A 14,182-nucleotide genomic window follows, 5' to 3' on the forward strand; every position below is an offset into this window, starting at 1 on the left:
GTGACTGAGTTCAGCGGGTGGTGAAAACCGATTTGAATTCCTGTGGCCAACGCGGGTGCATGACGCTATACGCCACGGCATAGCTCAGCGCACCCACCACAATGTTGCAGACCAGGTGCAGGTAGCCTTGCAAACCCAGCTGCGGTGACACGTACAAGACGGTTGCGGCCATGACGAGTGAGGCAATCACGCTGCGGTAATTGGAGTCGAAGTACCGGCGCCAGCCGTAACCGATGGCTGCGTTGAGTCCACGGATTTGCAACGGTGTGATGATCAACATCCGCGTCAGCAGCGCGAGCGCCGCGGCCATACCGCCATAAAAGGTGCCGAAGCCGTACACCAGCGCCAGCGCCAGTACAGTGGTTGCCACTTCGGCTTTGATCGTGAGGTGGCTGCGGTTGACCGCCACCAGTGCGGTGGTGGCGTACATGGCGGTGTTACCGATGGCCGCCGTGCAGGCCAGCACTTGCAGCAGGGGAATGGCTTCGGCCCACTTGGCACCGAATATCAACAGGATGAGGTCGTTTGCCGTCAGCGCGAGGCCAATGAACAAGGGCGTCAACAGAAAGCCGCTGACGGCGGTTGAGTCACCCAGGATCCCGAGCAATCGCAGGGGTTCTGCGCTGCGCCGGGCGAACGCCGGCAATGCATAGCTCAACAGACCGTTATAAATCGCAGTGCGTGGCAGTTCGATGATGCGCATCGCCATGTTGAACATGCCGACCGCGTTCACGCCGGCCGTCATCCCAAGCACCACGTTGACCCCGCGCTGCAGCGTTTGTGAACTCAGTGCGTTGATGGCAACCGGTGCGCCGGCTTTCAACAGTTCGCGCAAGAAAGGACGGTCAATGTAAAAGGCAATGCGCCGCGGATCTGCGCGCATCAAAACGATGATGGACACGAACTCCATGAGCAGCGCCTGGGCAACGACCGCCCAGGCACCCAGTCCCCAGAGCGCCACAGCGATGCCGCCGACACCGCCTACCACCTTGCCCAGCAACGTGCGCGACGCCAGTGTCTTGAAGTCGCCGCTGCGGCGCATTTGCGCGACATAGACACGCGCCATCATGGTGAAAAGGATTTTCACCGAGGCCACCGCCGTCAACCATCGCAGCAGCGGGTCGGGCGTGTACAGCATCACCGCGACCGAGATGACGACGATCGACACCAGGCTGACGAGGACCGAGGCCCAGAACGCCGTGCTGATGTGTTTGTCTTCCAGCCGTTCGAGCCGTACCAGCGGGTCTTCCAGAACCGACGAATACACCAGCCCGATCAACTCGACGATGGCAATGATGACGGTGCCCACCCCCAACTCTGCGGGCGACAGCAGCCTGGCATAGGCGACAAAGGTAATCATCGACAGGAAGATCAGGCCGAATTTCTCGGTAAAGATCCAGGTCAATGTCACCAGACGATGATTAGCCATGGCGGGTACCGGTTCAATGAGCGGTGGTTGACGCCGTTGCCTTGCGCAAGGTTTTGGCGCGGGCATAGAGGTAGCGCAAGGTCGGTTTGCCGTTGTGGAAGATCAGCGCTTGCCAGGAGCACTCGAGCATTCGTCGGTACACATCGATCACTTCGGCATGCTCGTCGCGTCGGGAAAACGCATTGAGAAAGTCAGTGTGGTTACCCAGCACGAAATCGATCCGTTGCTGTTTGCTGAGCTGCGCGCCATAGCGGGCGAGGTACACCTCGATGAACCTGATCTTGTTCTGGTAGTACTTTTTCGGTTGCGCGGTCATGTTGCCGGCGTTGACCGTGCGCTCCAGCAGAATTTGCGGCACCGTGTGGATCTCCCAATGTTCGGCGATCCGCGTCCACATGTAACGGTCTTCGGAGTAACGCAGGCTGGCATCGAAGCCACCCAGTTGCATGATCACGTCGCGTTTGACCAACGCGGTGGATACGCCATTGACGACGTTGGCGTGGATGAAATCGTAGAAATGCCTGCCGCTCTTGCGCACGTTGTCCAGTTGCCGCCTGCCGTCGCTGTAATTGACCTGCGTGTAGCAGTCGATCAACCCCACCTGCCGACCCTGACGCGTGAGTTCGTCATACAGGGCCAGTTGTAACTCCAGCTTTTGCGGGCGAAATTGATCGTCGGCGTCGAGCATCGCGACAAAGGTTTCCTGAGAGTGGCGCATCCCGTGATTACGAGCACTGGCCTGGCCTTCGTTGGCCTGCTGCAACAGTGTCAGGCGAAACGGCGCGACGAAGTCTCTGACCCGCTGGGGTCCGTCATCCGTAGAACCGTCGTCGACGACGATGACGTGATCGGGCAGCCGGGTTTGCTCGGCCAGCGATGACAGCGTTTGCTCAATGCTTGCGGCGCCGTTGTACATCGGGATCACGACGCACACTGTTTGCGGTGAAGGGGAGGCTTGATTGGGCACGGGTGATTCTCCTTTTGTTACGCCTTGGCTGAATCGCGCGGGAATCCCCGACCAGTCGAATGCTGGCCCAGGGTTGTCGGTGATAATTCGGGGTATGTGACGTGGTGTTGCCGGAAGGACAGGGCCAACGTGCAGAACACCAAAAACTCGGCAGAGCGGTAATTGGGTATCACGTAGGCCACATAGTTGGTGACGATGAACAAGCCGATGATCACCAGGGCGCTGGCGCGAAACCTGGCAGCCTGGTTCGCCGTTACGGCGCGGTACTGTTTAAACAGGGCTTCGCCCAGCAGCAACGCCAGCGCAGTCAACTGAATAGCGCCGCCGTTGAGCAGGGTTTCCATGTAGCCGCTATGGGCGTTGCCGATGTAACCCCAGCGACGGATGAAACCATCGGCGTCGGGGCTGGCCCAGAAGGCGCCGAAGCCGTATCCCTTGAGCCATTGGTCATCGACAAACGGCGCGAGCAGCTCCCAGATCAACGTGCGGTCAGTGAGTGACGGGTCACGACCGGCTAACTCCAGCAGCCACGAAAGGTTGTTGTAGAGAAACAGGCACACCAGCAGGAACGCCAGCGTGCAAAAGAAGAACAGCCACTGCGAGCGGTTGATGTGCAGCCGGATCAGGGTGAGGAAATACCAGTAGCTCAGCGTCCCGGAAAGGATCAGTGCCACGCCCGTTGCCGATTGGGCGAGCAGGATGGCGACCAGTGAAAAAAACGCACAGAAGAGTGCCCAGCGATTGCGTTGGCGGATCATCGGCAGCAACAACAGGATGGCGATTGCGTTGAGCCGCGCCCCGGCGTTCTTTTCGGCGAAAATCCCCTTGAATGCACCGTCACGGATGCCGCCGGACAGGAACGCGACGTCAGGCATGATCACGGCGAGTATCAAACCGATAAACGCCGCCACGCCGATGGCACAGCCCAGCATGAAATTGATTTTTTCAAGCGGGTAGTTATAGGCAATGAAACCGGCAAAGAACACCACGCTGAGCAGCGCGATAAAGCGCTTGAAACTCAGCATCGGGTCGCTGGACCAACTGATCGAGGCAATGACACAGAAGATGAACACCAGCAGAAAGAAGTTGCTGCGGTAAAAGGTTTTGCTCAGGAACACCTTGTTGCGGATGAAGAAATACAACGGCACCAACAGTGTGATGAGGCCGCAGATCTGGTTGGCGACGTTGCCTTCGAGGTCTTTGCTGATATCACCGAAACTGGCTGCGCCACCCAGGCTGAGAACAAACGTGATCACCTGGATGTAAAACAGCACACCGAACAGGGTGAAGGCATCGCGTAGCGTGGAATATCTGATCTCCAGGGTACTCATGGCGATGGTCTCCGCAGTAACGCGGCGAGGTAGGTTTCTACCGCGCAGCCGTTCATGAAGCGCGCAGCGGCATCGATGCGGGACTGGCGCTGTAGATCTCGCGGTGTCGAGAGTTGCAGGGTGATCGCTTGCGCCAGGGCGAGCGGGTCGTCGACCGCCACCAGTGGCGCGACGAGGCCACCGATAAGAATGTCTTGCGGGCCGTGGGGACAGCGGGTCGACACCACCGGTGTGCCGGTGGACAAGGCCTCGACCAGCGCGTTGGGACTGCCCTCGAAACGCGACGACAGCACAAAGCAGTCGGCGGCGGCCACTTCTGCCATGGGATCACTGGCATAGCCCGGCAGATCGACTCGATCCGCCACGCCCAGTGTTCGGGCCAGGTCTTGCAACGAGTCCCTGAGTGCGCCCTCACCAAAAATGATCAGGCGAGTGTTGGCGTCCGGCAACGAGGCGAACGCGTTGATCAAGGTGTCGAAGCCTTTTTGCGGCGCCAGGCGCCCTACGGCGACAATCACCGGCCCGGGCTTGTCCTGGAGCCAACGGTGGCTTGGCCGCGCCGGCCGCTTGTTGCGAAAGTCGTCGTCAAGGACCGGGTTGTCGGCAATGGTCACGTCCTGGCGGCGCGCAATGGTGGTGTTGACCAGATCCTGGGCGACACCTCGCGAGACGCAGATCACCGGGTTGGGAATCAGCCGGTACAACAACGGTGCCACCAGGTATGCCAGCCGCACCATGAAGTCGGGGTTGACGTGTTTGTCATGGGAAAACGCGTTGCGCTCGCTGACATGCAGCCGTGTCAGAGTCCCCGACAGCAATGCGGCGAGGATGGCCACCACGTTGACGTGAGTCAGGGCCGCCAGTTGCGCGTCGAAGCGATTGGCCCGCAGAAACCGCGCGAGCGCCGGCACTGCACGAGCAGTGCGTGGGCTTCGCAATTCGACTTTCTTTACTCGCGGGTCGAGGTGCGCCGCATGCAGGCCGCCACCGGTGAGCATCAGCAAGGTCACGTCATTGCCGGCGTCCACCAATGCACTGGCCAGGCGCGCCATCATTTTTTCCGCCCCGCCAGCGCTGAGGTCGTGCAGGATAATCAGCAATTTTTTCATTGGTTCCATACCTGGTAGTACGTTTTCGCGGCGTACTGGCTGGTGTACGGTTGAATGGCGTCGGCGAGCATTTTTGCGCTTGGCGCAACGCAAGTCGGTGAAACCAGACTGTTGAGCATTCCCTTCGCCAGGGCGGGTACGTCGTTGGCATTGACCAATTGACCCAGCCGGCCGTTGTCCAGCAGTTCCCTGGGCCCGGTCTCGCAATCACATGCCAATACCGGCGTACCCAACGCCAGTGCTTCAATCAGCACAGTCGGCATGCCTTCCTGTACCGAGCTCAGAATGAACAGCCGGGCGTGCCTGAGCAGGGGATAGGGGTTGCTCAGGAATCCGCTGAAATGCACCCGATGTGCGATGCCCAATCGGCTGGCCTGGGTGGTCAGCGCATCGAGCAGGGGACCGTCACCGGCGATCACCAGATCCGGCAGGGCTTCACTGCGCAGCGCCAGCGCATAGGCATCGAGCAACAGATCAAAGCCTTTGGGTTCCACCAGGCGACCCACGCTCAACCAATAGTCGCCGGGTAACCCGACGGGCAACGGCGCCCGTGAGGCTCGCAACAGTTGGTCGGTAACTACGGCGTTGGGGCAATAACGGATGCGTTGCCGACCCCAGGGCATCAGATCGATGAGGGACTGGCGCAGGGCCGTGGAAACCGTGACCACCTTGCCGCTGCCGCAGAGGTACAGCGCGTAGAGCAGACGCAGGCTGGAGGGGCCGGTTTTCTGTTCAGTGCAATCGAGTGCCGCGTGGCGGCTATAGATGACTTTGCAGGGAAGGCCGAGGGTGGCGAACCAGGTGCAGAGGTTGGCTTGCTCCTTGGCCGAAATGAGGTGAGTGATGCCCTCGCGGCGAATCAGCCGGCGCAACAGCACGATGGACTTGAACAGGCCGACAATGCCGTTGCCGCCAGCGGCGTTGAGCGTTTGCGCACCCGCGCTGTCCGGCGTGTCACCGTTCATGACGAAAAAACTCACGCGGTTGCCGTCCTTGAGAAACTGCTCGGACAAGCGTTGCTGGACGCGCTCGATACCGCCGCCCGCTCTGAAATCCTTGAGAATGAACAGAATGTGCATCGGTCATTCCCCCACGCTGATGGCGACTTTGCGCCGAACGAGCAGGGTCAACAGGTGTAAAAAATTGCTCGGATAGTCGATCAGGTAGCGTTTGATCGTATGGGGTTCGCGGTACATCCGGTAGAACGCGCGCAGATGCAGTTGGTCGATCATGGCGGGGTAGTAATTGCGGGTGGCCATGGCTTCCTGGCGAATGAACCCGCCACAGGTAAAGGCGACACCGCGAAAGCCTGCACGCAGCGCATCCTGTTCAAACCGCTCTTGCAGCCCGGCACCCAGGCCGACGATCAGAATGTCCGCTTCGCTGCGGCAGATGTCGGCCTGAATGTCCACAGCCTGGGACGCATCGAAATAGCCGTTGTGATAACCGGCGATGGTCAGTCGCGGATAGAGCGTCCTGATCTTGTCGATGAACAGATCCAGTTCAACCTGCCGGGCACCGACGAAATACACGCGCTTGCCCTGTTGCTCGGCGCTGCCCAGTACCGCGTCGGCAATCGAGGTGAAGTCAAAGCTGACCCGGCCGATTGCGCGGCCGGTCACCCGGGACATGAACAGCGACATCAGCATGCCGTCGCAAAAATAGGCGACGGTGCTTGGTGTTTGCTCGAAAAAACTGCTGATGGATGCAAAGTTGATGAAGGAATACGCCTGGTTGGCGTCCAGTAACCTGGGAGAAAAACGCCGGACTATCTGCAGCTTGATCATGGCGCGCCTCCTGTCAGTTGACCGGCCGGGTTTGCCGGCCCACGGAGACGTAGGTAATGCCGCGCTTGCTCAAACGCTGCGGATCGAACAGGTTGCGTCCGTCGAAAATCAGCGGTTGCTTGAGCTGGCGGATCAGCAAATCGAAGTCCGGTGCCCGGAACGATTGCCACTCGGTGACGATGATCAGTGCATCGGCATTTTTCAGCGCTGCTTCCTTGGTGCCCGCCAGTGTCAGGTCATCGCGCGAGCCATAAATGCGCTGGGCTTCTTCCATGGCCTTGGGGTCGAACGCCTGGACGCTGGCGCCGGCGTGCCACAAGGCCTCCATCAGCACCCGGCTGGGGGCTTCGCGCATGTCGTCGGTGTTGGGTTTGAAACTCAGGCCCCAAAGGGCGAAGGTCTTGCCGCGCAAGGCACCCTCGAAATGATCGAAAACCCTCTTGAACAGGCTGGCTTTCTGCTCATGGTTGCGAGACTCCACGGCCTTGAGCACCCGGGCGTCGATATCGACGCTGGTGGCGGCGTGTATCAGCGCCTGCACATCCTTGGGGAAACACGACCCGCCATAGCCCAGGCCGGGATAGATGAACTGATAGCCGATGCGCGGATCGGACCCGATTCCGTGCCGGACCATCTCGATATCGGCGCCGAGTTTTTCGGCGAGGCAGGCCATTTCGTTCATGAAACTGATCTTGGTCGCCAGCATGCAGTTGGCCGCGTACTTGGTCAGTTCGGCGCTGCGCATGTCCATGACGATGATCTTTTCGCGGTTGCGATTGAACGGTTCGTACAGTTCGCGCATGACCGCTTCGGCGTGTGGGCTGTCGGTGCCGATGATGATGCGGTCCGGGCGCATGCAGTCCTCGACCGCGCAACCTTCCTTCAGAAACTCGGGATTGGAGACGACATCGAAGGTCAGATGGCTGCGATCGTGGTCGGCCAGCACCTGCTCGATGCGTTCGCGCACCCGGTCGCCAGTGCCGACCGGGACGGTGGATTTGTCGACGATGATGTGATGGCGGTCCATGTTCAGCGCGATGGTTTGCGCAACGTCCAGCACGTATTTGAGGTCCGCTGAACCATCTTCATCAGGCGGCGTCCCGACCGCGATCAACAGCACATCACCATGGTGCACCGCACTGGCAAGGTCAGTGCCGAATTGCAGCCGACCACTTTGGTGATTATCACGGACCAGGCTTTTCAGACCCGGCTCATAGAGCGGCAGCGTGCCGTTCTTCAGCGCGTCGACCTTGGCGCTGTCGACGTCCACGCAGAGGACGTTATGGCCGACTTCCGCCAGCGCGGCGCCTTGTACCAGGCCCACATAACCAATACCGAATACGCTCACATTCATGATCTAACCTCGGGGCGTCGTGACGCAGGTTCACGATGGGGCAGGGCGTCAGTAGATGTTTTTGGAGAACAGCGTGAAGGGGGTTTTGATGAGGATCTTGATGTCCAGCCACAGCGACCATTGGTTGATGTAGTTGAGGTCCTGGGCGACGCGCAGCTGCATCTTTTCCACGGTTTCGGTTTCGCCCCGATGCCCGGTGATCTGGGCCAGCCCGGTAATGCCAGGCTTGAGGCGATGACGGGCCATGTAGGCGCGCACTTTGCCGGTGTAGTAAATGTTGTGGGTCACGGCGTGCGGGCGCGGCCCGACCAAGGCCATCTGACCGAACAGCACGTTGAACAGCTGGGGCAATTCGTCGATGGAGCTGCGACGCAGGAAGCGTCCGAGCGGGGTGACGCGATCATCGTCCCGGGTGGCCTGGCGCACGTCGCTGTCGTCGTGGAGGCGCATCGAGCGAAACTTCCAGACTTTGATCACTTCGCCGTTGCAGCCGTGGCGGTTTTGCTTGAACAGCACGGGGCCGGGGGAGGTCAGCTTGACGGCAATCGCCACCCCCAACAGCAACGGGCCAAGGACAATAATGGCCATGGCCGCCAGGCTGCGCTCGAACAGATCCTTGCAAAACAGGCTGGCGGGATGCGAGCTGATCAGGCTCTCGTTGAGATAGATGGCCGGCATTCGCTCTATTTCGGAGATCGAATGGTTGAGCAGCACCATGCTGCCGAAGTCCGGGATCCACACCACATCGACGTTCATGTCCAGCAGATCGATGTACAGCGCTTCGATGGTGGCTGCGTGCGCCATTGTCAGGACGATGTAGACGCGACGCACGTCCAGGCGCGTGATGATTTCGCGGATCGAGTCGACATGTCCCAGCAACGGCAAAATGCTCGGTGCCGGGCCACTGTCATCGGCGGCGGAGATGAAGCCCAGGACCAGCGCGCGGTTCGGTCGCGAGAGTTTTTTCGCCAGTTCGTGAGCGGTCGGGCAGGTGCCGATAATCACCGAGCGACGCTCCCTGCAGATCATCCGCGAATGCAGCCGGGCGAAGGAGTGCAGCGGCAGAAAACTCGCGGCCTGGACCACAAAGCCCAGCACTGCCCAGACCATGATGACCTGGCGAGAGTACGTCGCACTGGTCTGGGTGATGAAGGCAATGCTCGCCAGCACTGCCAGCAGGATCAGCCAGCCGGCCAGTAGACGGCCGAGCCCGACCACCAGGCCATGACGCTTGTGATAAACCTGCATCATGCTGTAGATCGGCACTGAACCGAGCACAGTCAGGATCATCAGGATGCGGTAAGGGCTGGTGAGGCTGCCGACGCGCCAGTACACGAGCAGCATTAACAGCGCGACCACCAGCGTCATTGCGCAAAACCACTGGCCCCAGAACGTCAGGCCTCGGCGGTGTGCCATTTGAGCGGTATAGAGCGGAGTCATGGGCTTGACCTCAAGGCAAAATGAATGCGTCAGCGCTTTAGGAGCGGACACGGCGTGGCTCCCGCAGGCTTTTACGTAGCTCGGCAGAGGTGAAGCGAAGTGTTGTGTTGTGTTGTGTTGGCAGTTAACAGCGCAGTGACAGACCGGCAGGCCGGGCGTTACCGGGGTGCGAAGTCGTAGTTATAAAACGACTTGGAATGGTGGTAGCCGTATTTGCGCGCCTTGCGCAGGTCTACCTGATTGAGCACAGCGCCAAATACCGGCACATGGCTTTGTTGCAACATGGCAATGCCTTTCTGCACTTGGCTGATCGGCGTGCTGTCGGCCTTGACCACATAGATCACAGCGTCCGAATGCTTGGCCAGCAACAGCGCGTCGCTGATCATGTCCGCAGGCGGTGAATCGATGATGATGTGGCGGTAACGCGACTTCAGCGCCTCCAGCATCCGCGCCATGCGCGGTGAACTGAGCAGATCCTGCGGCGGAGGCTGGCGTGACGCGTTAAGCGAATCGGCAGGGGACGGCAACCGCGGTGCGGCGAACAGATCCACCGAAGGCGGCATGACCATCCCGGCCGGCAGCATGTCCAGGTTGCCCACCGAAACGATGCAATCCTCGAGCCTTGCAGTGCCTGCAATCACATTGGCCAGTCCCGGACTGTCGGGCGGAAAGTCAAAGTTCAGCGACAGGGTGGGCTGACGCATGTCGGCATCGATCAGCAGCACGCGCTCCAGTGGAGTGAGCGAGCTGGCCAGGTTGTTGGCAATGGTGCTTTTGCCTTCACCGGCAACCGTCGACGTGACCAGCACCACCTGCGAGGGCATATCGCTGCTTTGCAACATCAGCCAGGTACGCAAGTTGCGAATGGTCTCGGAAAAACGCGGGTTCTCATTGTCTTCGAACAACCGCGCCAGTTGCCGACGGCTTTTCTTCATGACCAGCGGAACGACGCTGAGCAGCGGAATGTTCAGCGTGCTTTCAATCGTCTCGTCAGTTTTGAAGGTGTTGCTCAGTTTGTCCATGAGCAGCGCCAGCGCCATGCCGACCAACGTCGCAACCAATCCGACGATCCCCACGATCAACGTTTTACGAGGCTTGCTCGCTTCGACAGGGACAATGGCCGGGTCGACGATGCGCACTTTGGTGGAGTCCATATCGGCGGTGGCTGCGGTCTCCTTCAAGCGGGTGACGAAGGTTTCATACAGCGCGCGGGTACTGTCGACTTCACGCTGGAACTCGCGCAACTGGAACTCTTTGCGAGCGATGTCCTGGATCTGCGCCTTGTTGCTGTTGAAGGACTGGCGCAGCGAGGCTTCGCTGGCCGTGGCGAGCTGGTATTGCCGTTCGATGCCGGCGACTACCTGCTGCACCTGCAATTGCAGGCTGGTGGTGGCCGCGCGCAATTCGGACTGCGCGGAGATCAGGCTCGGGTGTTTGGGCCCGTAGCGTCCCGCCAACTCATCGACCTTGGCCTGGGCTTTGGCGCGATCCGCCTGGAATTGCTGAACCAGCGGGTTGCTCAAGACTGCCGGCACGCTGGACAGACGGCTCAGATCGCCGTTGCTCAGGGCCTTCGCCTGACGGTATTCACTCTCGGCTTCTGCACGGTTGCGACGGGCGTCGACCATGCGATTACCGGTCATCTCCAGTTCATTGGCGCTGATGGTGGCGACACCGCCGACATCGACCAGCCCTTGCTCTTCGCGGTAGCCCTGGAGCTTTTTCTCGGCGACACGCAGGTTGTCGCGCAGCTTGATCAGTCGAGTGTTCATCCAGGCAGTAGTGGCCTGCGATGACTTCTCGCTGGTGTCCAGTTGGCTGTCGGTAAAGCCTTGGGCCAGCGCGTTGGCCGCTGCTGCTGCCAGAACCGGGTCGGGCAGTTCGACCTCGATTTCCAGCAACTGGCTTTTGCCAACGAACTTGACGCTGGTGTGCTGCATGAGGTTTTGCGTGACCTGGTTAAAGACGTCTTCTTCGCTGGGCACTTTTTTCATCGGTACCCAGGTACTCAGCCCCGGCAGCCATTGGTCAAGCTCAAGCTCCGCCAGCCATTTGCGCGGGGTGAACCAGGGTGTCGGTTGCTGGCGCGGGTCAGTGACCGGGTTGGTGGTCAGGCCGAGTTTTTTCACCGCGCGTTCGGCAAGGTCCCGCGATTGCAGGAGCGCTTGTTGTGTCTGCAAATACTCGGTGGCATTGCTGCCCGAGTCCTTGACCTGTTGGAAGGACATCAGCGGCGGGGTTTTATCGTTGAACAACAAGGTGGTACTGCCGATGTATTGCGGGGTAATGGCTGATACAGCAATGGCGGCCAACGCACAGCAGAACAGGACGAGCCAGGCGATGTTCCATTTGGCGCGCCAGATCACCCTCCAGATTTTGAGCAGGTCAATGGTGTCCTGGTTTTCGCTGTACTGTTGATGTACGTGCGTTGACAGAGGACGTTCGACGTAGGTGCTAGGGCTGTTGTCCATGATTAGAAAAAGCCTTGTGCAATGGAAATGGTATCGCCGGGGCCGATCGTGGTGTTGCGGGTGACTTCATCGGTGAGTGTGGCGCCGCCATCACCGCGCACGATGGTCACGCGTTTGATCGAGGCCCGTTCGGTCAAGCCACCGCCCAGGGCGATGGCTTTCTCCAGGGTGAGCCCGGGTATGAAGGGATAATTGCCGGGTTTTTTCACTTCGCCGTTGATATAGAACGGACGATATTCGATCTGGCTCAGGCTGACTTTCGGGTCGTTCAGATAGCCTTGCTTGAGTCCGTCGACGATGATCTTTTCGACTTGCCCGGGGGTCAGTCCCTTCGCGGAAATTTCCCCCAGGAAAGGGTAGGAAAAGGTCCCGGCATCGCTCAGACGGATTTTTTTCATGCTCAGCTCCGGCTCGCCAAAGACGATGATGCGCAAGACATCGCCGGCGGCGAGTTTGTATTGGGTGCCGGGGTCTGCTGCATACGTATTGGGTAGTACCGCCAGTGCGAACAACAAGGCAACTATGCGTATGTTCATGACGAAACCCTCTTAGAGGCTTACGTTGAAGCTGATCTGAACCACGTTACGGGTAAAACTTTCGTTGTCGGCATCCGAGTCGTTGTCGCGGAAGCGATAGCCGAGCTCGATGTCCAGCCACCGGCGCATCGCATAAATCACCGCCAGGTTGTAGTCCTGTAAATCGTCCGTGCGGCTTTGGCCTTCGTAGACATATCGACCGAATCCGGCCTGTGCCAGGGTGGTGATCCGATCCGTCCAACCATGGCGCCAACCGACCTGGGTAAAGGTCGACTTCACCGCATCGGCGCCATCGTCGCCCTCGGCGAGTGCCTGGCGGGCGACAAAGGTGAATGTTGAATAGGTGCGTGGCTTGTATTGCAGGTCCACTTGCCACGTCGGGTTGTCGAGGTCCTTGGATTCGCTGTTGTCGAAGTCTTTTTTCTCGTAACCGAGGCGGACTTTACCGGTGGTCTTGGCGGTGACGTCCCAGACGGCACCGGCGTATACCGCGTTGGATTGGCTGCTGCGCGTGCTGTTGGTTTCCAGATAGTCGAAATCGGTGTAGTCATACTCCAGCAGGCCACGGGTATTGCTGCCGATGCGGTGATACCAGGTGCTCGTAAGTGCAGTGGTATTGCGTTCCTTGTCCTCGTTGATGCCATCGGAGTTGTCGGTACGCAGTTCGGCGTAGCTGGCGCCAAAATCGATCTGGTTGTCCGCGCTTTTGGCGCCATAGGTGTAAAGACCGCCCACCCGTTTGTTGTTGAACTTGTCGTTTTCACCTTCGACCGCGGTCGATTCGGTGCGCTGCCACTTGCGGTATTCGGCTTCCAGTTTCAGGCGGTGCCTGTCGGTGAACTCCATGATGCTGTCCGCCCGCAGCCGTTGTGCGGTGTAAGAGGCATCCGATTCGTCGTGATAAATGTAGCGGGCAGGCTGCCAGATCAGTCGTGTTGCGCTGTTGCGGTCTTCAGCCTTGAGCTCGAAGTTGGGCACCAGCTTGGTGATCATCGAGGACTGCGTGTTGTTTTCCAGTTCTCGAAAGTTATCGTCATAGCTCTCTGCGACCAGGAAGGTCGGCGTGAAATCGAATCCGTAAACATTGATCGGTGCCGGATCGAGACTCCAGGCCATTCCTGGGTAAAGAGAGACCATCATCAATGCAAAAGGGCAACGTGAACTCAAGGCCATGTCATGGCTCCGTCAGATATTGGGGTGAATCGAGGATAGCTGACGTTCGAGGTCACGGAGTGGCATGCAGATCGTTTGATTCCGGTTCAGAAATTGAAGCAGGATCATGACGCGCTCAGCCCCGTGCGATGTGATGAAAACCCCCTCGAGTGTTGACAGTGGCCCGCGAATTATTTGCAGGTGGTCGCCGGGTGTCAGGGGCGGGTCATCAGGGGTTAACGATGATTCAAAGCAGCGCGCACGCAGGTGCTCGATGACGTTCTCGGGCACCGTCGCAGGACCATGATTGAATTCGACGAAACGACTGACGCCACGGGTAGAGCGAATGGGCGACCAGTTGTCGTTCCCGCCAAGATGGATGAACAGGTACCCGGGAAAGAGGGACTCCCGAACCCGTTGTTGTTTGCCGCGAATGACGCGATCCCTCAAAAGCTGGGGATGAAAAACGGCATAATTCTGTTGAAGCAGATTGAGGTGGGCGCGTTCGTCCTGGTGAGGCTTGCATTGCAACAGGTACCAGTTGGAACGATCGGAGCTAATTGCGGGCATGCTGGTAAACTCCGTCAATATCGAAAGTTTAGGCAG

Annotated in this window: 12 protein-coding genes; all 12 read right to left on the reverse strand. The window is 59.2% G+C overall.

Annotation, left to right across the window (positions count from 1 at the left end; all coding sequences use genetic code 11):
• Positions 1–10: 10 nt before the first annotated feature.
• The 12 genes from D8U18_RS04090 to rfaH all read right to left on the reverse strand — a co-directional run bounded on the left by D8U18_RS04090 (position 11) and on the right by rfaH (position 14,146).
• Positions 11–1,429 (reverse strand): oligosaccharide flippase family protein, encoded by a 1,419-nt coding sequence (locus D8U18_RS04090; protein WP_056854406.1) that lies wholly within the window; start codon positions 1,427–1,429, stop codon positions 11–13.
• Positions 1,430–1,442: 13 nt separating this feature from the next.
• Positions 1,443–2,396 carry a glycosyltransferase family A protein gene (locus D8U18_RS04095; RefSeq protein WP_056854405.1) on the reverse strand — a complete coding sequence of 318 codons (954 nt, stop codon included), beginning with the start codon at positions 2,394–2,396 and terminating at the stop codon, positions 1,443–1,445.
• A gap of 17 nt (positions 2,397–2,413) precedes the next feature.
• A complete protein-coding gene (locus tag D8U18_RS04100) occupies positions 2,414–3,727 on the reverse strand; it encodes an O-antigen ligase family protein (RefSeq protein ID WP_131107070.1) in 1,314 nt (437 codons plus the stop codon).
• On the reverse strand, positions 3,724–4,836 hold the full coding sequence (locus tag D8U18_RS04105; protein WP_056854403.1) for a glycosyltransferase: 1,113 nt from the start codon (positions 4,834–4,836) through the stop codon (positions 3,724–3,726). Before D8U18_RS04105 ends, D8U18_RS04100 begins: the two co-directional genes overlap by 4 nt.
• Positions 4,833–5,915, reverse strand: coding sequence for a glycosyltransferase (locus D8U18_RS04110; protein WP_131107071.1), 1,083 nt, complete (start codon positions 5,913–5,915; stop codon positions 4,833–4,835). Before D8U18_RS04110 ends, D8U18_RS04105 begins: the two co-directional genes overlap by 4 nt.
• A 3-nt stretch (positions 5,916–5,918) precedes the next feature.
• Complete coding sequence (locus D8U18_RS04115; protein ID WP_130904940.1) at positions 5,919–6,623, reverse strand: WecB/TagA/CpsF family glycosyltransferase; 705 nt, start codon at positions 6,621–6,623, stop codon at positions 5,919–5,921.
• Positions 6,624–6,636: 13 nt separating this feature from the next.
• Complete coding sequence (locus D8U18_RS04120) at positions 6,637–7,977, reverse strand: UDP-glucose/GDP-mannose dehydrogenase family protein (protein WP_130908262.1); 1,341 nt, start codon at positions 7,975–7,977, stop codon at positions 6,637–6,639.
• A 48-nt stretch (positions 7,978–8,025) separates the two neighbouring features.
• Positions 8,026–9,417 carry an undecaprenyl-phosphate glucose phosphotransferase gene (locus D8U18_RS04125; protein ID WP_056854399.1) on the reverse strand — a complete coding sequence of 464 codons (1,392 nt, stop codon included), beginning with the start codon at positions 9,415–9,417 and terminating at the stop codon, positions 8,026–8,028.
• A gap of 158 nt (positions 9,418–9,575) precedes the next feature.
• Positions 9,576–11,888, reverse strand: a complete 2,313-nt coding sequence (locus D8U18_RS04130) for a GNVR domain-containing protein (protein WP_056854398.1) — start codon at positions 11,886–11,888, stop codon at positions 9,576–9,578.
• A gap of 2 nt (positions 11,889–11,890) precedes the next feature.
• A complete protein-coding gene (locus tag D8U18_RS04135) occupies positions 11,891–12,424 on the reverse strand; it encodes a polysaccharide biosynthesis/export family protein (protein ID WP_056854397.1) in 534 nt (177 codons plus the stop codon).
• 12 nt (positions 12,425–12,436) lie between these two features.
• Positions 12,437–13,597, reverse strand: coding sequence for an outer membrane beta-barrel protein (locus D8U18_RS04140; protein ID WP_056854396.1), 1,161 nt, complete (start codon positions 13,595–13,597; stop codon positions 12,437–12,439).
• Between the two features lie 12 nt (positions 13,598–13,609).
• Entirely contained in the window at positions 13,610–14,146 is a 537-nt protein-coding gene (gene rfaH / locus D8U18_RS04145; RefSeq protein WP_056854395.1) for a transcription/translation regulatory transformer protein RfaH, read from the reverse strand.
• Positions 14,147–14,182 lie beyond the last annotated feature (36 nt).

It is taken from the genome of Pseudomonas sp. Sample_10, assembly GCF_004321495.1.
GTDB lineage: Bacteria > Pseudomonadota > Gammaproteobacteria > Pseudomonadales > Pseudomonadaceae > Aquipseudomonas.

Coding starts and splice junctions, on each gene's coding strand:
- D8U18_RS04110 (WP_131107071.1), bottom strand. CDS start 5,915: ATGCACATTCTGTTCATTCTCAAGGATTTCAGAGCGGGCGGCGGTATC.
- D8U18_RS04130 (WP_056854398.1), bottom strand. CDS start 11,888: ATGGACAACAGCCCTAGCACCTACGTCGAACGTCCTCTGTCAACGCAC.
- D8U18_RS04140 (WP_056854396.1), bottom strand. CDS start 13,597: ATGGCCTTGAGTTCACGTTGCCCTTTTGCATTGATGATGGTCTCTCTT.
- D8U18_RS04100 (WP_131107070.1), bottom strand. CDS start 3,727: ATGAGTACCCTGGAGATCAGATATTCCACGCTACGCGATGCCTTCACC.
- D8U18_RS04135 (WP_056854397.1), bottom strand. CDS start 12,424: ATGAACATACGCATAGTTGCCTTGTTGTTCGCACTGGCGGTACTACCC.
- D8U18_RS04120 (WP_130908262.1), bottom strand. CDS start 7,977: ATGAATGTGAGCGTATTCGGTATTGGTTATGTGGGCCTGGTACAAGGC.
- D8U18_RS04105 (WP_056854403.1), bottom strand. CDS start 4,836: ATGAAAAAATTGCTGATTATCCTGCACGACCTCAGCGCTGGCGGGGCG.
- rfaH (WP_056854395.1), bottom strand. CDS start 14,146: ATGCCCGCAATTAGCTCCGATCGTTCCAACTGGTACCTGTTGCAATGC.
- D8U18_RS04090 (WP_056854406.1), bottom strand. CDS start 1,429: ATGGCTAATCATCGTCTGGTGACATTGACCTGGATCTTTACCGAGAAA.
- D8U18_RS04115 (WP_130904940.1), bottom strand. CDS start 6,623: ATGATCAAGCTGCAGATAGTCCGGCGTTTTTCTCCCAGGTTACTGGAC.
- D8U18_RS04125 (WP_056854399.1), bottom strand. CDS start 9,417: ATGACTCCGCTCTATACCGCTCAAATGGCACACCGCCGAGGCCTGACG.